Source organism: Streptomyces sp. NBC_00102, assembly GCF_026343115.1.
Lineage (GTDB): Bacteria > Actinomycetota > Actinomycetes > Streptomycetales > Streptomycetaceae > Streptomyces.
The window spans coordinates 523,461-542,700 of sequence record NZ_JAPEMC010000001.1 but is presented as its reverse complement, the minus strand read 5'-3'; the positions used below and the strand labels follow the sequence as shown (position 1 = coordinate 542,700).

Sequence of the window (19,240 nt, the reverse complement as noted above, 5' to 3'; positions counted from 1 at the left end):
GCCAGCAGCCGCTGCAACCCCCAGGGAGCGATGTGTCCCGCCGCCTCTTCACCTCGGAGTCCGTCACCGAGGGTCACCCCGACAAGATCGCTGACCAGATCAGCGACACGATTCTCGACGCGCTCCTGCGCGAGGACCCCACCTCGCGCGTCGCCGTCGAGACCTTGATCACCACTGGTCTGGTGCACGTCGCGGGTGAGGTCACGACCAAGGCCTACGCCGACATCCCCAACCTCGTGCGCAACAAGATCCTGGAGATCGGCTACGACTCCTCCAAGAAGGGCTTCGACGGCGCCTCCTGCGGCGTGTCGGTGTCCATCGGAGCGCAGTCGCCGGACATCGCCCAGGGCGTCGACACCGCGTACGAGAAGCGGGTGCTGGGTGCGGGGGCCGTCGAGGACGACGAACTCGACAAGCAGGGCGCCGGCGACCAGGGCCTGATGTTCGGCTACGCCTGCGACGAGACCCCCGAGCTGATGCCGCTCCCGATCTACGTGGCGCACCGGCTCTCCCGCCGGCTCTCCGACGTCCGCAAGAACGGCACCATCCCCTACCTGCGCCCCGACGGCAAGACGCAGGTCACCATCGAGTACGACGGCGACAAGGCCGTCCGCCTCGACACGGTCGTCGTCTCCTCGCAGCACGCCTCGGACATCGACCTCGACTCGCTGCTCGCCCCCGACATCCGCGAATTCGTCGTGGAGCACGTGCTGGCGCAGCTCATCGAGGACGGCATCAAGCTCGACACCGAGGGCTACCGCCTCCTGGTGAACCCGACCGGCCGTTTCGAGATCGGTGGCCCGATGGGCGACGCCGGCCTCACCGGTCGCAAGATCATCATCGACACCTACGGCGGCATGGCCCGCCACGGCGGCGGCGCCTTCTCGGGCAAGGACCCGTCGAAGGTGGACCGTTCGGCCGCCTACGCCATGCGCTGGGTCGCCAAGAACGTCGTCGCCGCCGGCCTCGCCGCCCGCTGCGAGGTACAGGTCGCGTACGCGATCGGCAAGGCCGAGCCGGTCGGTCTGTTCGTCGAGACCTTCGGCACCGCCGCGGTCGACACCGACAAGATCGAGCACGCCATCGGCGAGGTCTTCGACCTCCGTCCGGCCGCGATCATCCGCGACCTGGACCTGCTCCGCCCGATCTACGCCCAGACGGCGGCGTACGGCCACTTCGGCCGCGAACTCCCCGACTTCACCTGGGAGCGCACCGACCGCGTCGACGCGCTGCGCGCGGCCGCCGGTCTCTGATCACCGCCGGTCCGCCCCTGCGGACCCGCACACGCGACGACGGCCGGGGCCCGGACACCGTGACGGTGTTCCGGGCCCCGGCCGTTCGCCGTGCGCCGGGCACTGTCGGTCCCCTCTGGTAGGAATGTGGCTGTGAGCAGCGAGGACGAGCGGGCGGAGGAGCCCGGGGACGGCATGCCGGAGCAGCTTGCGCTCATCCGGGAGACCGTGCGCCGGGCGAAGGTGCCACGCGCCAAGCCGCGTACCTGGCGCGGAGCGCCGCTCGCCGCCGAACTGCCCGTCGCCCGCGTCCTGGTGAACAAGGGAGTGCTCCACCTCGACCAGTACTTCGACTACGCGGTGCCCGAGGAACTCGACGCCGAGGCGCAGCCCGGCGTACGGGTCCGGGTCCGCTTCGGGGCCGGCGCACGCCAGGTCCGCGGCGGCCGGCGCGAGGGCGGCGGCCTGATCGACGGGTTCCTCGTCGAGCGGCGGGCCGAGTCCGACTACCAGGGCACGCTGGCCGCCCTCGCCTACGTCGTCTCGCCGGAGCCGGTCCTCGGGCCCGAACTGCTGGGGCTCGCGCGCGCGGTCGCCGACCGGTACGCCGGCAGCCTCGCCGATGTGCTCCAGCTGGCGGTGCCGCCGCGCAACGGCCGCGCCGAGAGCAAACCCTCTCCCCAGCCGCTGCCCCCGCCGCCGCCTCCCGAGCCGGGCAGCTGGGAGCGGTACGCCCAGGGGCCCGGCTTCCTGCGCGCGCTGGCCGAGGGCGGCGCCCCCAGGGCCGTGTGGACCGCCCTGCCCGGACCGCACTGGCCCCACGAGATCGCCCGCGCCGTCGCCGCCACCCTCGCCTCGGGACGCGGGGCGCTCGTCGTCGTCCCGGACGGCAGGACGGCCGGACGGGTCGACGCGGCGCTGACCGCGCTGCTCGGCCCCGGCCTGCACGCCCTGCTCACCGCGGAGTCCGGCCCGGAGAAGCGGTACCGCGAATGGCTCGCCGTCCGGCGAGGCTCGGTGCGGGCCGTCGTCGGGACCCGGGCGGCGATGTTCGCGCCCGTCGCCGACCTGGGGCTCGTCGTGATCTGGGACGACGGGGACTCCAGCCACAGCGACGACAACGCCCCCTTTCCCCACGTCCGGGAGGTGCTGGAACTCAGGGCCGCCCACGGGCGGTGCGGGTTCCTGCTCGGCGCAACCGGCTGCACGGTCGAGGCCGCGCAGCTGGTCGAGACCGGCTGGGCCCTGCCGCTGATCGCCACCCGCGACCACGTACGGCGGGCCGCCCCGCTGATCCGCACCATCGGTGACGAGCAGCTCGCCCGGGACGGCGCCGCGCGCACCGCACGGCTGCCGAGCCTGGCGTGGCAGACCGCGCGCGACGGGCTGCGCGACGGCCCGGTGCTGGTGCAGGTCCCGCGCCGGGGGTACGCCCCCCGGCTCGCCTGCGAGCGCTGCCGTACCCCTGCCCGCTGCCGGCACTGCGCCGGACCGCTCCAGGCCCAGGACCAGCGGGAACTCGACTGCGCCTGGTGCGGCCGGCCCGAACACGCCTGGCACTGCCCCGAGTGCGGAGCGGGCCGGCTGCGCGCGCAGATCGTCGGGGCCCGGCGGACGGCGGACGAACTCGGCCGCGCCTTCCCCAAGGTGCCGGTCCGCACCTCGGGGCGCGACCACATCCTGGACGCGGTGCCGGGCGAACCCGCCCTCGTGGTGAGCACCCCCGGTGCCGAACCCGTCGCCGAGGGCGGATACGCCGCGGCCCTGCTGCTCGACGGCTGGGCCATGCTCGGCCGCCCCGACCTCCGGGCGGGCGAAGAGGCGCTGCGCCGCTGGATCGCCGCCGCCTCACTGGTCCGGGGCCAGGAGGAGGGCGGCACCGTGGTCGTCGTGGCCGAACCGACGCTCGGCCCCGTCCAGGCGCTGGTGCGCTGGGACCCGGCCGGGTTCGCCCGCCGGGAGCTGGCCGAGCGGGCCGAACTGGGCTTCCCGCCCGTCTCCCGGATGGCCTCGGTGACGGGCGCGCCCGGGGCGCTCACGGCGTTCCTGGAGAGCGCGAGCCTCCCGCCGGAGGCCGAGATCCTGGGGCCGGTACCGGTGCCCTCCGCCGGACCGGGGCGAGCGCGCCGGAGCGGGGACGCGCCGCAGGGCGAGAGCTGGGAGCGGCTGCTGATCCGGGTGGTCCCCGGGCGCGGCGCCGCCCTCGCCGCCGCGCTGAAGGCGGCTCAGGCCGCGCGGACGGCCAGGGGCGGCGCGGAGCCCGTACGCATCAGGATCGATCCGCCCGACATCGGCTGAGGCCGGCCGGCCCGTCGGTGGCCGGCCCGTCGGTGGCCGGCCGGCCCGGGGCGTCGGCCGGTGGGGCGCCGGCCGACGGGGCGTCAGCCGTTGCGCGGGCCGGGGAAGACGCCCGGCCGCATCTCACCGCGCAGCGGAGCGCCCGGCGAGGGCTGCGGGGGCATCGAGCGGGCCGCGGGCACGGACGGCACGGGCGTGGCCGCGCCGTGCGCGGGCCCCGGCTCGACGGCGGCCGGAGCGGAACGTCCGGCCGAGGCCTCGGCGGACTCCCCGGCCGGCTGCGGAGTCGTACGGCGTGCGCCGTAACGGCGATGCACCGCCTGCTTGGTGACGCCCAGGGCCGAACCCACCGCGTCCCAGGAGAAGCCCAGCGAACGGTCGAAGTCGACCGCGGCGGTGACGAGCGTCTCGACACTGTCCCGCAGCTCCTGGGCCAGACGGACCGTGGGGGCGGGGGCCCGCCCGTAGACCACGAAGCCCGCGGAGGGGCCCGAGCGGCGCGGACGGTAGACATTGCCCAGCTGCGCGGTGAGGGTGCGCAGCGCGTCCACCTGCCGCCTGACCCGCTCGATGTCCCGCACCAGGAGATGCAGACTGGCCCGCGCTTGGGCGTCGTGCGTTGCGTGGTCGGCCATGAAGAAGCCTCTCGAACCGGCGTTGAAAGGGATCGGGCCGCCGCAGCGCGGCGACTCGCTTCGGTCAATCTCCTTTGACCAACGCCCGACCCGCCCTTGTGGTCACGCTCTCCGGCCGTTTCCGCATGTGCGCCGGGCGTACGCCGCGTGTGCGCCCCCCCGGGGCGCGAGGGGCCTGAACCCGTCCGGGCCGGTGGACACGGCCCAGTGCCGCGTCAGCCAGGGTTTGCCCCGTCGCGACGCCCGGCACGCACTCTCGCCGCGCCGGCCGAAAGCCCGAGTACGTCCCGTACGGGGGCTTCCGGCCGACACACCGGGAGCACGCACCCGACGCCGCTCCTCGGCAGGCAAACCCTGGCTGACGCGGCACTAGACTGGTGCGTCGCTCGTCACCGTACGCCCGCCCGAGAGGCAGTCAGCCACCCATGAAGCTCGTCTTCGCAGGCACCCCCGAGGTCGCAGTCCCCGCCCTGGACGCCCTGATCGCCTCCGGGCGCCACGAGGTGGCCGCCGTCGTCACTCGTCCCGACGCACCGGCCGGCCGAGGACGGCGGCTGGTCGCCAGCCCGGTCGCCGAGCGTGCCGAGGAGGCCGGGATCGAGGTCCTCAAGCCGGTCCGGCCACGCGACGAGGACTTCCTGGCGCGGCTGCGGGAGATCGCCCCCGACTGCTGCCCGGTCGTCGCCTACGGCGCGCTGCTGCCGAAGGCCGCCCTGGCGATCCCCGCCCGAGGATGGGTCAACCTGCACTTCTCGCTGCTCCCCGCCTGGCGCGGCGCCGCCCCCGTGCAGCACTCCGTGATGGCCGGGGACGAGGTCACCGGCGCCTCGACCTTCCTCATCGAGGAGGGCCTCGACTCGGGACCCGTCTACGGGGTCCTCACCGAAGAGGTCCGTCCGACCGACACCAGCGGCGACCTGCTGACCCGGCTCGCCTTCGCCGGATCCGGGCTGCTCGTCGCGACGATGGACGGCATCGAGGACGGCACCCTGCACGCGGTGCCCCAGCCGGCCGACGGGGTCACCCTCGCGCCGAAGATCACGGTCGAGGACGCCCAGGTGCAGTGGGCGGCGCCCGCCCTGCGGGTCGACCGGATCGTGCGCGGCTGCACGCCCGCCCCCGGCGCCTGGACGCTCTTCCGCGGCGAGCGCCTCAAGCTCGTCCAGGCCACCCCGGTGACCGACCGCCACGACCTCGCCCCGGGCGAGATCTCGGCCACCAAGAAGAACGTGTACGTGGGCACCGGCTCGCACGCCGTCGAACTGCTCTGGGTGCAGCCCCAGGGCAAGAAGCCCATGCAGGCCGCCGACTGGGCGCGCGGTGTCCGCATCGCCCCCGGGGAGCTGCTCGGAGCGTAGTCACGCGGTTCCGTGCCGGGGCGGGCGGCGACGTAGGCTGGGTGGGTTCGTCCTCTCACCACCAGCGGAGCACCTTTCACGTGAACGACCAGCCGCGTCGCCGTCCCGCCCAGCCCCACCGCCGCCCGAAGAAGGACCCGGTACGGTTCCTGGCCTTCGAGGTCCTGCGGGCGGTCGACGAGCGCGACGCCTACGCCAACCTCGTCCTGCCCCCGCTGCTGAAGAAGGCCCGCGCCAAGGGCGACTTCGACAGCCGCGACGCGGCTCTGGCGACGGAACTGGTCTACGGGACGCTGCGCCGGCAGGGCACGTACGACGCGATCGTCGCGGCCTGCATCGACCGGCCGCTGCGCGAGGTCGACCCGCCGGTGCTCGACGTGCTCGACATGGGCGTGCACCAGCTCCTCGGCACCCGCATCCCCACCCACGCCGCCGTCTCCGCAAGCGTCGAGCTGGCGCGCGTGGTGCTGGGGGAGGGACGGGCCAAGTTCGTCAACGCGGTGCTGCGCAAGGTCACCGCGAAGGACCTGGACGCCTGGCTCGACGAGGTGGCGCCGCCCTTCGACGAGGACGCCGAGGCCCACCTCGCGGTCGTCCACTCGCACCCGCGCTGGGTGGTCTCCGCCCTGTGGGACTCCCTCGGCGGCGGCCGGGCCGGGATCGAGGACCTCCTCGAAGCCGACAACGAGCGCCCCGAGGTCACCCTGGTGGCCCGCCCCGGCCGGTCCACCACCGACGAACTCGTGGAAGCCCTCGGCGAGGAGCAGTCGCTCCCCGGCCGCTGGTCGCCCTACGCCGTACGCATGGCCGAGGGCGGCGAGCCCGGTGCGCTGGCCGCCGTACGGGACGGCCGGGCCGGTGTGCAGGACGAGGGCAGCCAGCTCGTCGCCGCCGCCCTCGCCAACGCTCCGCTGGAGGGTGAGGACACCCGCTGGCTCGACGGTTGCGCGGGCCCCGGCGGCAAGGCCGCGCTGCTGGCCGCGCTCGCCGCAGGGCGGGGCGCCGCCCTGCTCGCCGCCGAGAAGCAGCCGCACCGCGCGCGGCTCGTGGAACGGGCGCTGGCCGGCAACCCGGGCCCGTACCAGGTGATCACCGCCGACGGCACCCGCCCGCCGTGGCTGCCCGGCAGCTTCGACCGCATCCTGATGGACGTGCCGTGCTCCGGTCTGGGCGCGCTGCGCCGCCGGCCCGAAGCGCGCTGGCGCCGCCGTCCCGAGGACATGGAGGGCTTCGCCCCCCTCCAGCGCGGGCTGCTGCGCGAGGCGCTCAAGGCCGTCCGCGTCGGCGGCGTCGTCGGCTACGCGACCTGCTCGCCCCACCTCGCGGAGACCCGGACCGTCGTGGAGGACGTCCTGAAGGGACGCGGCGGCGACCCGGTCGAGGCCGAGTGGGTGGACGCCCGCCCCCTGATGCCGGGCGTCCCCGCACTGGGCGACGGCCCCGACGTGCAGCTCTGGCCCCATCTGCACGGCACCGACGCGATGTACCTCGCGCTGCTGCGGCGTACCGGCTGATCCGGCGGCCGGGCCGGCCCCGGCCATGGGACGCGGGCCGGACCGCGCTCCTTCCTCCCGGCGTACGGGAGCGCGTACGGCCCGCGTTGCCCGAACCGTGACCACCCCGTGAGGCTTTGGGGCTCCCCGTGGCGGGGAAGCGGTCCGGAGCATGGCAGGCTTGGGGCATGGCCCAGATCAACCCCAGCATTCTCTCCGCCGACTTCGCCCGTCTCGCCGATGAGGCGAAGGCGGTACAGGGCGCCGACTGGCTCCACGTCGACGTGATGGACAACCACTTCGTGCCGAACCTGACCCTCGGTGTGCCCATCGTGGAGTCGCTGAGCCGGGCCACCGACACCCCGCTCGACTGCCACCTCATGATCGAGGACCCCGACCGCTGGGCGCCCCAGTACGTCGAGGCCGGCGCCGGTTCCGTCACCTTCCACGTGGAGGCCGCGGCGGCCCCGGTCCGGCTCGCGCGGGAGATCCGGGCCAAGGGCGCGCGCGCGTCGATGGCGCTCAAGCCGGCGACGCCCATCGAGCCGTACGAGGACCTGCTCCCCGAGCTCGACATGCTGCTGATCATGACCGTGGAGCCGGGCTTCGGCGGGCAGGCGTTCCTCGACATCATGCTGCCGAAGATCCGCCGCACCCGGGACCTGATCTCCAAGCACGGCCTCGACCTGTGGCTGCAGATCGACGGCGGGGTCTCCGCGGAGACCATCGAGCGCTGTGCCGAGGCGGGCGCCGACGTGTTCGTCGCCGGCTCGGCGGTGTACGGCGCGTCCGACCCGGCCGAGGCGGTACGCGCGCTGCGGGCGAAGGCGGAGACCGCGACGGCCTCCGCGCCCTGGGCATGCGGCCACTGAGCCAAGGGCAGATGAACGCGGTCCGACGCGGCCGATCCAGTGCGCCGGATCTGACAGGATGAACGGCGTAACGGGCTTGTGAACAGCAGTGAGGAGATCGCGGTGTCTGGCATCTCGGCGAGTCGGTCAGCCATGCGGATGGGCCCCGCGGAGCTCGTGCAGGCGGCGGCCATGGCTCGACGGTTCTATCTGGAGGGCAAGTCCAAGATCCAGATCGCCGAGGAGTTCGGCGTCAGCCGCTTCAAGGTGGCCCGGGTCCTGGAGACGGCCCTCGAACGTGATCTCGTGCGCATCGAGATCCGGGTGCCGGCCGAGCTGGACGCGGAGCGCTCCGACGCGCTGCGGTCCCGGTACGGGCTGCGCCACGCGGTCGTCGTGGAGTCCCCGGCGGACGAGCAGGACGACGCCCCCGACCCGGAGAACCTCGGCGAGGTCGCGGCCGATCTCCTCGGCGAACTGGTGACCGAAGGCGATGTCCTCGGACTGGCCTGGGGCCGGTCCACCATCCACATGGCCGCGGCGCTCGACCAGCTGCCGCCGTGCACGGTGGTCCAGCTGACCGGCGTGTACGACGCGGGTACGGCCGAGCGCGGGTCCGTGGAGGCGGTCCGCAGGGCCGCCCAGGTATCCGGCGGCGAGGCGCACCCCATCTACGCCCCGATGCTGCTGCCGGACCCGGCCACCGCCGCAGCCCTCCGCAACCAGACGGGGATCGCGCGCGCCTTCGACTACTTCGACAAGGTCACCGTCGCCGCCGTCTCCATCGGCTCCTGGGAGCCGGGCATCTCCACCGTCCACGACATGCTGTCCGACGGCGAGCGCGCCCACTACGCCTCCCTCGGCGTCGCGGCCGAGATGTCCGCCCACCTCTTCGACGCCGAGGGGCGCAGGGTCGGCCGGGACCTCGGCGAGCGCTGCATCACCGTGGAGGCCGACCGGCTGCGCCGCATCCCCGAGGTCGTCGCCATCGCGGGCGGCCAGCGCAAGGCCGCGGCGATCGGAGCGGTGCTCCGCTCCGGCCTGGTCACCAGCCTGGTCACGGACACGGCGGCCGCCGACTACCTGCTGACCGAGTCGGCCGCCGGAATCCGGCCCGCCCTGGAGCGGGCCGACCCGGACGGCCACTGACGGACTCCGGTACGGCACGGCAGGAGGCCGGCACCCCCTCACGGGGCGCCGGCCTCCTGCCGTACGGGGCGACGGTTTCTCAGCCGCCGGTGTGGCCGGCGCGGTCGGTCGCGATGCCGAGCACCGCTTCCTCCAGGTACTGCTCGGGCTCCTCGTACTGGCTGACGTCGGCGGAGTTGTACCGGGGTGTCCGCATGGACCAGTCGAGGTTGCCGCGCATCCAGCTGCGCATGCCGTCCAGGTAGGGCACCAGCAGGCCGGAGAGCTGGGGGTACAGCTCCAAGAGCTCGTCCTCCGCGGTCATGAACCGCTCCGTCTCCGTGGCGATGCGCTCCGCGACCAGGTTCAGCGCCTCCTGCTCACCGAGCCCGCGGTGGTGGCGGACCAGGTGGACGAGGTTGTGGATCTCGCCGAGCACCTGCTCCTTCTCGTAGGAGTAGACGTCGTTGGCCCAGCAGACCACGTTGCAGGAGGCTTCGAGCGCGGTGATGAACCGGGGGTCGTTGTGGATCGACTCGGGTGCCTCGATCCCGGCGACGATCTCTATGAGGTCCATGCAGACGTGTATCGCCCCGGTGTGACGCCGCTTGGCGATGTACGTCTCCTCGGACGGGACGACGTCGTCCGCGCGGTTCCCGGCCTCCCAGGTCGTGGCCGTGGTGAGGTACGCCACCAGGTGGTAGGCGAAGCGGGTCCGCCAGTGCGGGGCCACGTCCGGAACCGTGCGTTCCCACAGATCGGACAGGGCCACCACGGCCCTGGGCAGGTCCTCGCCGGGCTCCGGGTCCGGGGCGGTGCCGTCCACCACGGCACGCATCCGGGCGACGACGTGCCGTACCCGCTCGGGGTCGCGGCCGAGATGGCCGTCGTCGAGCTGGTCGTCGACGAGGAACAGCCAGACGAACCAGTCGGCCACGAGGTCCAGCTGGGCGGGATCGGCCGTGGGGTGGACCATGCCGACGAACGCCGCGAAGTCGGCTTGTTCGAACCGCTCGCGCGCGGACTCGCGGTGCACCAGCCCGGTGCTGCGCGTCCAGTTGTCGAGGTGCTCGCGGGTGTGTCCGACGTGCGGATTCGTGCGCTGGGGGAACGGGCAGTAAATGTCCGGCAGTTCACTTTCCACGGGCGGATCCGGGTCCTCTCCGGTCATTCGCGTGACGGGCGGCCAGGAATGTTCCGACTGCGTCCCGGTTGCCCCCAAGACCTGCGGATGGTGAAACTACCTGACTGCTTGTCACCTGGTCCAGCCTCGAAGATCGACACATATTCGAATCGTGTTCGATTGTCTGGAGGTGGTGTGTACGCGCCATCGGGGCTGGGTAGGTTCCGCCGGTCGGGATGTGGGCCGCGGGCTCGCCGCCCTACGTCCCTTGGAGGAAGCTACGAGCGATGGTGGCCATCGCTGTGGCTTTTCCGGAGCGACCTGCGGCGATTCCCGTGGAAGCATGGGTGTCATGCGTTTTCTCGAACCTGGCACCGGTCGTTACTCAGACACCCCGTCCGTCCCGTACGACCTCACGTACGACGACGTCTTCATGGTTCCGGGGCGTTCGGCGGTCGGATCACGCCAAGGAGTGGATCTTTCCGCCCCCGACGGCACCGGGACGACCATCCCGCTGGTGGTCGCCAACATGACCGCCATCGCCGGCCGGCGGATGGCCGAGACCGTCGCCCGTCGCGGCGGCCTCGTCGTCATCCCGCAGGACATCCCGATCGAGGTCGTCACCGAGGTCATCTCCTGGGTCAAGGCGCGCCACCTCGTCCTCGACACCCCGATCGTGCTGGCCCCCGGCCAGACCGTCGCGGACGCCCTCTCGCTGCTGCCCAAGCGCGCCCACGGCGCCGGTGTCGTGGTGGACGAGGACGGCAAGCCCGTCGGCGTCGTGACCGATCACGACCTGACCGGCGTGGACCGCTTCACGCAGCTCTCCGAGGTCATGTCCAGGGACCTGGTCCTGCTGGACGCGGACATCGACCCCCGCGAGGCCTTCAACCGCCTCGACACGGCCAACCGCAAGCTCGCCCCCGCCGTCGACGCGGACGGACGGCTCGTCGGCATCCTCACCCGCAAGGCCGCGCTGCGCGCCACCCTGTACACCCCCGCCACCGACGCCGAGGGCAGGCTGCGCATCGCCGCCGCCGTCGGCATCAACGGAGACGTCGCGGGCAAGGCCAAGCAGCTCCTGGACGCCGGGGTGGACACCCTCGTCGTGGACACCGCCCACGGCCACCAGGAATCCATGATCAGCGCGGTCCGCGCGGTCCGCGCCCTCGACCCGCAGGTCCCGATCGTCGCGGGCAACATCGTCGCCGCCGAGGGTGTGCGCGACCTCGTCGAGGCGGGCGCCGACATCATCAAGGTCGGCGTCGGCCCCGGCGCCATGTGCACCACGCGGATGATGACGGGCGTCGGCCGGCCGCAGTTCTCCGCCGTCCTGGAGTGCGCCGCCGAGGCGAAGAAGTACGGCAAGCACGTCTGGGCGGACGGCGGGGTCCGCCACCCGCGCGACGTGGCCATGGCCCTCGCGGCCGGCGCGTCCAACGTGATGATCGGCTCCTGGTTCGCCGGTACGTACGAGTCCCCCGGAGACCTCCAGCAGTCGGCCGACGGCCGGTTCTACAAGGAGTCGTTCGGCATGGCCTCGGCCCGCGCGGTGAAGAACCGCACGTCCGAAGAGTCGGCCTACGACCGCGCCCGCAAGGCGCTCTTCGAGGAGGGCATCTCCACCTCGCGGATGTACCTGGACCCGTCGCGGCCCGGCGTCGAGGACCTGATCGACTCGATCATCGCGGGCGTCCGCTCGTCCTGCACCTACGCCGGTGCCGCCTCCCTCGAGGAGTTCGCCGAGAAGGCGGTCGTGGGCGTGCAGAGCGCCGCCGGATACGCGGAGGGCAAGCCCCTCCACGCCAGCTGGAGTTGATCCGGACGGTCGCTTTCGGCCTGAGCAACGCCCGTGCCCCTCGCGGTGATCGACCGCGGGGGGCACGGTCGTACGCCCATCGGCCGGTCAAGGTCCTTCCCTGGCCGGTCTGTTGCTTCAACTCGGCTACGACATAAGTAATATGAGTCCCGTTCAGTCACCCGCCCACTCTGCGGTAAGGGATCTCATGTCCTTCTTCACTGACCTGGCCCACCAGTACATCGACGGCGAGTGGCGGCCCGGCAAGGGCTCCTGGGACATCATCGACTTCAACCCGTTCGACGGTGAGAAGCTCGCCTCCATCCCGGTCGCCACGGCCGAAGAGGTGGACCAGGCGTACCGGGCCGCCGAGCGCGCCCAGCGGACGTGGGCCGGGACCAACGCGTACACCCGGCGCGGCGTGCTGGAGAAGGCGCTGCGGATCGTCGAGGAGCGCGAGCCGGAGATCGGCGACGCGATCGTCGCCGAGCTCGGCGGTACCCGTCTCAAGGCCGCCTTCGAGCTGCACCTCGCCAAGGAGTTCCTCCGCGAGTCCGTCCAGATCGCGCTGCGCCCCACCGGTCAGCTGCTGCCCTCCCCGGTCGAGGGCAAGGAGAACCGGGTCTACCGCGAGCCGGTCGGCGTGGTGGGTGTCATCAGCCCCTTCAACTTCCCCTTCCTGCTCTCGCTGAAGTCGGTCGCCCCGGCGCTCGCCCTCGGCAACGCGGTCGTCCTCAAGCCGCACCAGAACACCCCGATCGTCGGCGGCACCCTCATCGCCAAGATCTTCGAGGACGCCGGTCTGCCCGCCGGTCTGCTGAACGTCGTCGTCACCGACATCGCCGAGATCGGCGACGCCCTGCTGGAGCACCCGGTCCCGCAGGTAATCTCCTTCACCGGCTCGGACAAGGTCGGCCGCCACGTGGCGACCGTCGGCGCCGCCCACCTCAAGCGGGTCGTCCTGGAGCTCGGCGGCAACAGCGCGCTCATCGTGCTGGACGACGCCGACGTCGACTACGCCGTCGACGCCGCCGTCTTCAGCCGCTTCGTCCACCAGGGCCAGGTCTGCATGGCCGCCAACCGCATCCTGGTCGACCGCTCCGTCGAGGCCGAGTTCACCGGCAAGTTCGTCGCCAAGGTCGCCTCCCTGACCGTCGGCGACCCGGCCGACCCGGCCACGCAGATCGGCCCGCTGATCAACTCCACGCAGGCCGAGGCCGTCACCAAGCTGGTGGAGCAGACCGTCGCCGGCGGCGCCACCGCGCTGCTGCGGGGCACCACGGACGGCAACCTGGTCAGCCCGTCCGTGCTCACCGGCCTCTCCGCCGACTCGCCGGTGCTCCAGCAGGAGATCTTCGGCCCGGTCGCGCTGATCGTGCCCTTCGACGGCGAGGACGAGGCCGTCCGGATCGCCAACGACACCCCGTACGGCCTCAGCGGCGCCGTGCACACCGGGGACATCGAGCGCGGGGTGCGCGTCGGACAGCGCATCCACACCGGCATGATCCACATCAACGACGGCACCGTGAACGACGAGCCCATCGTGCCGTTCGGCGGCGTGAAGAACTCGGGCCTCGGCCGCCTCAACGGCGAGTCGACGATCGACTCCTTCACCACCCAGAAGTGGATCTCGATCCAGCGGGGCCGCACGCGGTTCCCCTTCTGACCGGCCGCGCGGGACCGCGCGGCCACGCGGTGGGCGCCCCGGCGAGGGGCGCCCGTGGTCTACTGCGGGGGCGGCACCACCGCCCCCGCACCAGCCGACCTCGCAGAGAAGTGAACCGCCCGAACGTGCGCCTGAACGACCTCGACGAACGCATCGTCCACGCCCTCGCCGAAGACGCCCGCCGCTCCTACGCCGACATCGGCGCCCTCGTCGGCCTGTCCGCGCCCGCCGTCAAACGCCGCGTCGACCGGCTCCGCGACCAGGGCGCGATCACCGCCTTCACCGTGCGGGTCGACCCCTCGGCACTGGGCTGGGAGACCGAGGGCTTCATCGAGATCTTCTGCAGCCGCAACACGTCCCCCGAGGCGATCAGGAAGGGGCTCTCGCGCTACCCCGAGATCGCTGCCGCCTCCACGGTCACCGGCGAGGCGGACGCCGTCGTCCAGGTCTTCGCGGCGGACATGCGCCACTTCGAGCAGGTGCTCGAACGCATCGCGAGCGAGCCCTACGTGGAGCGGACCAAGTCCGTCCTGGTGCTCTCCCCGCTGGTCCGCCGGTACGCCTGGGGAGCCCCCGTCGACTGAGCGCCGGAACTCGGCGGCAGCGGGGCCGGTGATCGCCGTGCCGCCGCCGGGCTGAGAGCTGGATCACGCTTCTGACCTGCGGCGACACCGTACGCAACGAATCGCCGTACAAGGGCCGCCGGACGCAACGGATCGACGGTCGGTGCGCAACACTCGCGCCTTGTCGGCGGTGTCGCGCGAAACGTACCTTCGGATACGTCCCCCGCCGCCCCGCCCGAGGTCAGCCATGCCGCCGTTGCGTACCGCCCTGTTCCAGAGCTCCGGCACCCCCGGAGACGTGGCGGCGAATCTCGAAGCCCTCGACCACGCCGCCGCGCGCGCCGCCGCGTCGGGGGCCCGGCTGCTGGTGACCTCCGAGATGTACCTCACCGGCTACGCGATCGGCGACGCCGTGCCCCGCCTGGCCGAACCCGCCGACGGCCCCGGCGCCCGGGCGGTCGACGCCCTCGCAGCCCGGTACGGGATCGCCGTGCTGTACGGCTACCCGGAGCGCGCCGGAGAGCTGATCCACAACGCCACCCGGCTCGTCGGCCCCGACGGCACCGCCCTCGCCCACTACCGCAAGACCCACCTCTTCGGCGAGTTCGAGCACACCTGGTTCACCCCCGGGGAGCAGGCCGTCGTCCAGGCCGAACTCGACGGCGTCCGGGTCGGACTGCTGATCTGCTACGACGTCGAGTTCCCGGAGAACGTCCGGGCGCACGCCCTCGCCGGCACCGACCTGCTGGCCGTGCCCACGGCGCAGATGCACCCCTTCCAGTTCGTCGCGGAATCCGTCGTACCGGTGCGCGCCTTCGAGAGCCAGATGTACATCGCCTACGTCAACAGGACCGGCCCGGAAGGCGCGTTCGAGTTCGTCGGGCTGAGCTGCCTGGCCGGGCCCGACGGCGCGGTGCGCGCCCGGGCCGGACGCGGCGAGGAACTCGTCACCGGGGACGTGGACCCGGCCCTCCTCACGGCCTCGCGCGCCACCAATCCGTACCTCGCCGACCGGCGCCCCGAGCTGTACGGCCCGCTCGCCCACCGGGCGTAGGGCCGGCCCGGGCAGCCCCGCTTCCTCGTCTCCCGCTCGTCCCCGCAAGGAGTCCGTACCCCATGACGTCCACGGTGCCCAACGCCGTCCCGCACGCCGACACCGCCCCGCCGATCACCATGTTCGGCCCGGACTTCCCGTACGCGTACGACGACTTCCTCGCCCACCCCGCCGGGCTCGGCCAGATCCCCGCCACCGAGCACGGACAGGAGGTCGCGGTCGTCGGCGGCGGCCTCTCCGGCATCATCACCGCCTACGAGCTGATGAAGATGGGCCTGCGCCCGGTCGTCTACGAGGCCGACCGGATCGGCGGCCGGCTGCGCACCGTCGGCTTCGACGGCTGTGACCCCTCGCTCACCGCCGAGATGGGCGCGATGCGCTTCCCGCCCTCGTCCACCGCGCTCCAGCACTACATCGACCTGGTGGACCTGGAGACCCGGCCGTTCCCCAACCCGCTCTCCCCGACGACCCCCTCGACCGTCGTGGACCTCAAGGGCCAGTCGCACTACGCGCGCACCATCGACGACCTGCCCCAGGTCTACCGCGACGTGATGGACGCCTGGAACACCTGCCTGGAGGAGGGCGCCGACTTCTCCGACATGAACCGGGCCCTGCGCGAGCGGGACGTCCCGCGCATCCGCGAGATATGGGCCCGTCTCGTCGAGCAGCTCGACAACCAGACCTTCTACGGCTTCCTCTGCGCCTCGGAATCCTTCACGTCCTTCCGCCACCGCGAGATATTCGGCCAGGTCGGCTTCGGCACCGGCGGCTGGGACACCGACTTCCCCAACTCCATCCTGGAGATCCTGCGGGTCGTCTACACCGAGGCCGACGACCACCACCGGGGGATCGTCGGAGGCAGCCAGCAGCTCCCGCTGCGGCTGTGGGACCGCGAGCCGCAGAAGATGGTCCACTGGCCGTCCGGCACCTCGCTCTCCTCCCTGCACGGCGGCAGCCCCCGGCCCGCCGTCACCCGGCTCGACCGCACCGCGGGCAATCGCGTCACGGTCACCGACGCGGACGGTGACATCCGCACCTACCGCGCCGTCGTCTTCACCGGGCAGTCCTGGCTGCTGCTCTCCAAGATCGCCTGTGACGACGAGCTCTTCCCCATCGACCACTGGACGGCGATGGAGCGCACCCACTACATGGAGTCGTCCAAGCTGTTCGTGCCGGTCGACCGGCCATTCTGGCTGGACAAGGACGAGAGCACCGGCCGCGACACCATGTCGATGACGCTGACCGACCGGATGACCCGGGGTACGTACCTGCTGGACGACGGGCCCGACAAGCCGGCCGTCATCTGCCTCTCGTACACCTGGTGCGACGACAGCCTGAAGTGGCTGCCGCTCTCCCCGAACGAGCGCATGGACGTCATGCTGAAGTCGCTCGGCGAGATCTATCCGAACGTCGACATCCGCAAGCACGTCATCGGCAACCCGGTGACCGTCTCCTGGGAGAACGAGCCCTATTTCATGGGCGCGTTCAAGGCGAACCTGCCCGGCCACTACCGCTACCAGCGGCGGCTGTTCACCCACTTCATGCAGGACCGGCTGCCCGCCGACAAGCGGGGGATCTTCCTGGCCGGCGACGACATCTCCTGGACGGCCGGCTGGGCCGAGGGCGCCGTGCAGACCGCGCTGAACGCGGTGTGGGGCGTGATGAACCAGTTCGGAGGCTCCACCGACCCGACCAACCCGGGCCCCGGCGACCTCTTCGACGAGATCGCCCCGGTCGAACTGCCGGAGGACTGAGAGGACCGACACCCGCACCCGCCTCCCGGTTCCGGACCGGGAGGCGGCGGGGGGCGGTCAGCCGCAGGGCGTCAGCAGGAAGCGCCCGACCAGGCCGACCGTCGCGTCCGTGCGCCGGCGGAACTCCTCGGCGAGCGGCGGGACCGCGCGCAGCCGCCAGAGCACCTTCGCCGCCGACCAGGCGCCGTCCCGGGCGCGCTGGAGGCTCCAGGAGGTCAGCAGATGGGTCAGCGGATCGGCGATCTCCAGCAGATCCGGTCCGGGCATCAGCTCCTCGCGGACGCGTTCCTCCAGCAGGACGAGGAGGTCGCCCACGCGCTCGAACTCATCCTCCAGGTCCGGCGGAGCGCAGCCGAGCGTACGGCAGGTGTCCACCACCGCCAGCGCGAGATCGTGGCCGATGTGCGCGTTGATGCCCGCCAGGGCGAACTGAACCGGGCGTACGCCGGGGTGGCGGCGGAACTGGAGGAGCGGACGCCAGCACTCCGGCGCGAGACCGCCCCGCTCGGCGGTACCGATCGCCGTCAGGTAGTGCTCGGCGAACCGGACGTCCAGCACCGACGCGGCCGCACGGTCGGGGAACCGGCCCGCGTCGAACTCACCGCCGACGGCCTCGGTGACGGCCAGATAGACCTGGTTGAAGACACCTACGCCGTCCCCTTCCGGGCACAGCGCCCCGAGTGCGCGCATGCGTTCGATCACGTCCGCGATACTGGTGGGTGCCGTCTCCACGGCCGGGTCCGGGCCCGGCGGGGCCTCGTCCGCGATCTGCTCCAACTGCGCCATGACAGCAGCGTCCCAGCCGTACTCTCGACGCGGCGGCGACCGGGCCGGAGTTCATCGGATCGGACGAACCCCGCTGCCCCGGAAGGATGGTGCGGAGTGCCGGACCGTGTCCGCGAAGTCCCGCGGCGTACGGGGAAGTTCCCCGGGCGGGACCGGGGAGCCGCCCGTACGGAACACCGCGCCGCCCGTCTGCACGCGCTCATGAGCGCCGCCGCGGCCCTCGTCGCCGCCGTGGGAGCCGCCGCCGTGCTCACCGCCGGGGCCGGCGGCGACGATCGCGCCACCGCCCCGCCCGGCCCCTGGGCCGTCGAGCGGCCGGTGCCCCTCCCGGACGGCACCTCCGCCGTGGCCCCGTCGCCCTCCCCGTCCCCGGCCGGCCGTCCGCACGGACCCGCGGCGGGCGCGTCGGCGAGCCCGTCCCCGTCGGCGGCGCCCCGTTCCCCGAAGCCGTCGCGGGCGCCCGCGACCGGCGGCGCGTCCGGGCTGCCGGCGCTCTACCGCTACCCGGACTCCCAGCTCCTGGAGTGGACAGCCGGCCACCGGGAGGACCCGCTCCGCCCGGTCGTGGAGTCCCGGATCGGGAGCCGGCCCACCGCCGTCTGGTTCACGACGTACGACCCGGACACGGTCACGGGGCGGGTGGCGGCCGTGACCCGGGCCGCCTCGGCGGCGGGCCGCACCCCCGTCCTGGTGCCGTACACCATCGCGGACCGCGACTGCGGCGGTGCGTCCGGGGGCGGGGCGCCGGACCTCGGCTCGTACGACACCTGGATGCGCGCCTTCGCGGCGGGGCTCGGAGACGGACCGGTGATCGTGGTCCTGGAGCCCGACGCCGTGGCGGACTCCGACTGCCTCACGGCGGACGGCCGCGCCGCGCGCTTCGCCTCGCTGGCGCGGGCGGGCCGGGTCCTGCACGCGGCGAACCCGCGGGCCAGGGTCTACTACGACGGCGGCCACTCGGCCTGGAACGGCGCGGCACGGCAGGCGGAGCTGCTCCGGGCGGCGGGTGCCGCGCGGTACGGCGACGGGATCTTCACCAACGTCTCCAACTTCCGCCGCACCGCCGACGAGGCGGCCTACGCGCGGCGGGTGCTGGACGCCCTCGGCGGCCCGCCCGGCCTGGGCGCCGTCATCGACACCAGCCGCAACGGCAACGGCCCGCCGGCGGACGACGCCTGGTGCGACCCGCAGGGGCGGGCCCTCGGCAGCGCCCCGACGACGCGTACGGGCGAGTCCCGGATCGACGCGTACCTGTGGGTGAAGCTGCCGGGGGAGTCCGACGGCTGTTCGGCGGAGGCGGGGGAGTTCAGCGCCGAGTACGCGTACGCTCTCGCGACGGGCTGAAGCCGACCCGGCGCAGCGCCTCCGACGCGGAGTCAGACGCGTCTTCCCGCAGGTCAGTCACCCGTACGCGAGGATGAACGTTTTGGCCAATGGGGCTGTTTTCAGCTAGAAAGAGCCTTTTGAGTCATCGTTCCGCGGGGTGCGCGCGTGCCGCCCC

Annotated in this window: 15 protein-coding genes; 12 read left to right on the top strand and 3 right to left on the bottom strand. The window is 72.9% G+C overall.

Going from position 1 to position 19,240, the window contains the following annotated elements; all coding sequences use genetic code 11:
• Window positions 1–32 precede the first annotated feature (32 nt).
• Window positions 33–1,253, top strand: coding sequence for a methionine adenosyltransferase (metK, locus tag OHA55_RS02360; RefSeq protein ID WP_266710392.1), 1,221 nt, complete (start codon window positions 33–35; stop codon window positions 1,251–1,253).
• A gap of 132 nt (window positions 1,254–1,385) precedes the next feature.
• Window positions 1,386–3,530 (top strand): primosomal protein N', encoded by a 2,145-nt coding sequence (locus OHA55_RS02355; RefSeq protein ID WP_266702287.1) that lies wholly within the window; start codon window positions 1,386–1,388, stop codon window positions 3,528–3,530.
• A gap of 83 nt (window positions 3,531–3,613) precedes the next feature.
• Here the strand turns inward: OHA55_RS02355 and OHA55_RS02350 are convergent, their stop codons facing one another.
• The gene (locus OHA55_RS02350; RefSeq protein ID WP_266702286.1) at window positions 3,614–4,165 is read right to left on the bottom strand and encodes a hypothetical protein; all 552 of its coding nucleotides are present in this window, start codon (window positions 4,163–4,165) and stop codon (window positions 3,614–3,616) included.
• A 425-nt stretch (window positions 4,166–4,590) separates the two neighbouring features.
• Here OHA55_RS02350 and fmt point away from each other — a divergent pair, with 425 nt between their 5' ends.
• From fmt to OHA55_RS02330, 4 genes are all read left to right on the top strand, one after another.
• Entirely contained in the window at window positions 4,591–5,523 is a 933-nt protein-coding gene (gene fmt, locus OHA55_RS02345; protein ID WP_266702284.1) for a methionyl-tRNA formyltransferase, read from the top strand.
• Between the two features lie 80 nt (window positions 5,524–5,603).
• Window positions 5,604–7,037 (top strand): RsmB/NOP family class I SAM-dependent RNA methyltransferase, encoded by a 1,434-nt coding sequence (locus OHA55_RS02340; protein ID WP_266702282.1) that lies wholly within the window; start codon window positions 5,604–5,606, stop codon window positions 7,035–7,037.
• 167 nt (window positions 7,038–7,204) lie between these two features.
• Window positions 7,205–7,888 (top strand): ribulose-phosphate 3-epimerase, encoded by a 684-nt coding sequence (rpe, locus tag OHA55_RS02335; protein ID WP_266702280.1) that lies wholly within the window; start codon window positions 7,205–7,207, stop codon window positions 7,886–7,888.
• Between the two features lie 132 nt (window positions 7,889–8,020).
• Window positions 8,021–9,016, top strand: coding sequence for a sugar-binding transcriptional regulator (locus OHA55_RS02330; RefSeq protein ID WP_266710391.1), 996 nt, complete (start codon window positions 8,021–8,023; stop codon window positions 9,014–9,016).
• Between the two features lie 79 nt (window positions 9,017–9,095).
• Here OHA55_RS02330 and OHA55_RS02325 read toward each other — a convergent pair whose 3' ends face one another.
• Window positions 9,096–10,139 (bottom strand): terpene cyclase, encoded by a 1,044-nt coding sequence (locus OHA55_RS02325; RefSeq protein WP_266702278.1) that lies wholly within the window; start codon window positions 10,137–10,139, stop codon window positions 9,096–9,098.
• Window positions 10,140–10,470: 331 nt separating this feature from the next.
• Between OHA55_RS02325 and OHA55_RS02320 the strand changes: the two genes are divergently transcribed.
• The 5 genes from OHA55_RS02320 to OHA55_RS02300 all read left to right on the top strand — a co-directional run bounded on the left by OHA55_RS02320 (window position 10,471) and on the right by OHA55_RS02300 (window position 16,953).
• Window positions 10,471–11,937, top strand: coding sequence for a GuaB1 family IMP dehydrogenase-related protein (locus OHA55_RS02320; protein WP_266702276.1), 1,467 nt, complete (start codon window positions 10,471–10,473; stop codon window positions 11,935–11,937).
• A gap of 187 nt (window positions 11,938–12,124) precedes the next feature.
• Window positions 12,125–13,582 (top strand): aldehyde dehydrogenase family protein, encoded by a 1,458-nt coding sequence (locus tag OHA55_RS02315; RefSeq protein ID WP_266702274.1) that lies wholly within the window; start codon window positions 12,125–12,127, stop codon window positions 13,580–13,582.
• A gap of 125 nt (window positions 13,583–13,707) precedes the next feature.
• Window positions 13,708–14,166, top strand: coding sequence for an Lrp/AsnC family transcriptional regulator (locus tag OHA55_RS02310; RefSeq protein ID WP_266702272.1), 459 nt, complete (start codon window positions 13,708–13,710; stop codon window positions 14,164–14,166).
• Window positions 14,167–14,392: 226 nt separating this feature from the next.
• Window positions 14,393–15,199 carry a carbon-nitrogen hydrolase family protein gene (locus OHA55_RS02305; protein ID WP_266702270.1) on the top strand — a complete coding sequence of 269 codons (807 nt, stop codon included), beginning with the start codon at window positions 14,393–14,395 and terminating at the stop codon, window positions 15,197–15,199.
• A gap of 62 nt (window positions 15,200–15,261) precedes the next feature.
• Window positions 15,262–16,953: an NAD(P)/FAD-dependent oxidoreductase gene (locus OHA55_RS02300; RefSeq protein WP_266702268.1), complete on the top strand. Its 1,692-nt coding sequence runs from the start codon at window positions 15,262–15,264 to the stop codon at window positions 16,951–16,953.
• Between the two features lie 57 nt (window positions 16,954–17,010).
• Here the strand turns inward: OHA55_RS02300 and OHA55_RS02295 are convergent, their stop codons facing one another.
• Window positions 17,011–17,739, bottom strand: coding sequence for a DUF5995 family protein (locus tag OHA55_RS02295; protein WP_266702266.1), 729 nt, complete (start codon window positions 17,737–17,739; stop codon window positions 17,011–17,013).
• 96 nt (window positions 17,740–17,835) lie between these two features.
• Between OHA55_RS02295 and OHA55_RS02290 the strand changes: the two genes are divergently transcribed.
• On the top strand, window positions 17,836–19,083 hold the full coding sequence (locus OHA55_RS02290; protein WP_323180356.1) for a glycoside hydrolase family 6 protein: 1,248 nt from the start codon (window positions 17,836–17,838) through the stop codon (window positions 19,081–19,083).
• The last annotated feature ends 157 nt before the right edge of the window (window positions 19,084–19,240 follow it).

Bases quoted from the DNA above. Each gene is read 5' to 3' on its own strand.
- OHA55_RS02350 (WP_266702286.1), bottom strand. From the start codon at position 4,165: ATGGCCGACCACGCAACGCACGACGCCCAAGCGCGGGCCAGTCTGCAT.
- fmt (WP_266702284.1), top strand. From the start codon at position 4,591: ATGAAGCTCGTCTTCGCAGGCACCCCCGAGGTCGCAGTCCCCGCCCTG.
- rpe (WP_266702280.1), top strand. From the start codon at position 7,205: ATGGCCCAGATCAACCCCAGCATTCTCTCCGCCGACTTCGCCCGTCTC.
- OHA55_RS02330 (WP_266710391.1), top strand. From the start codon at position 8,021: ATGCGGATGGGCCCCGCGGAGCTCGTGCAGGCGGCGGCCATGGCTCGA.
- OHA55_RS02320 (WP_266702276.1), top strand. From the start codon at position 10,471: ATGCGTTTTCTCGAACCTGGCACCGGTCGTTACTCAGACACCCCGTCC.
- OHA55_RS02315 (WP_266702274.1), top strand. From the start codon at position 12,125: ATGTCCTTCTTCACTGACCTGGCCCACCAGTACATCGACGGCGAGTGG.
- OHA55_RS02305 (WP_266702270.1), top strand. From the start codon at position 14,393: ATGCCGCCGTTGCGTACCGCCCTGTTCCAGAGCTCCGGCACCCCCGGA.
- OHA55_RS02300 (WP_266702268.1), top strand. From the start codon at position 15,262: ATGACGTCCACGGTGCCCAACGCCGTCCCGCACGCCGACACCGCCCCG.
- OHA55_RS02295 (WP_266702266.1), bottom strand. From the start codon at position 17,739: ATGGCGCAGTTGGAGCAGATCGCGGACGAGGCCCCGCCGGGCCCGGAC.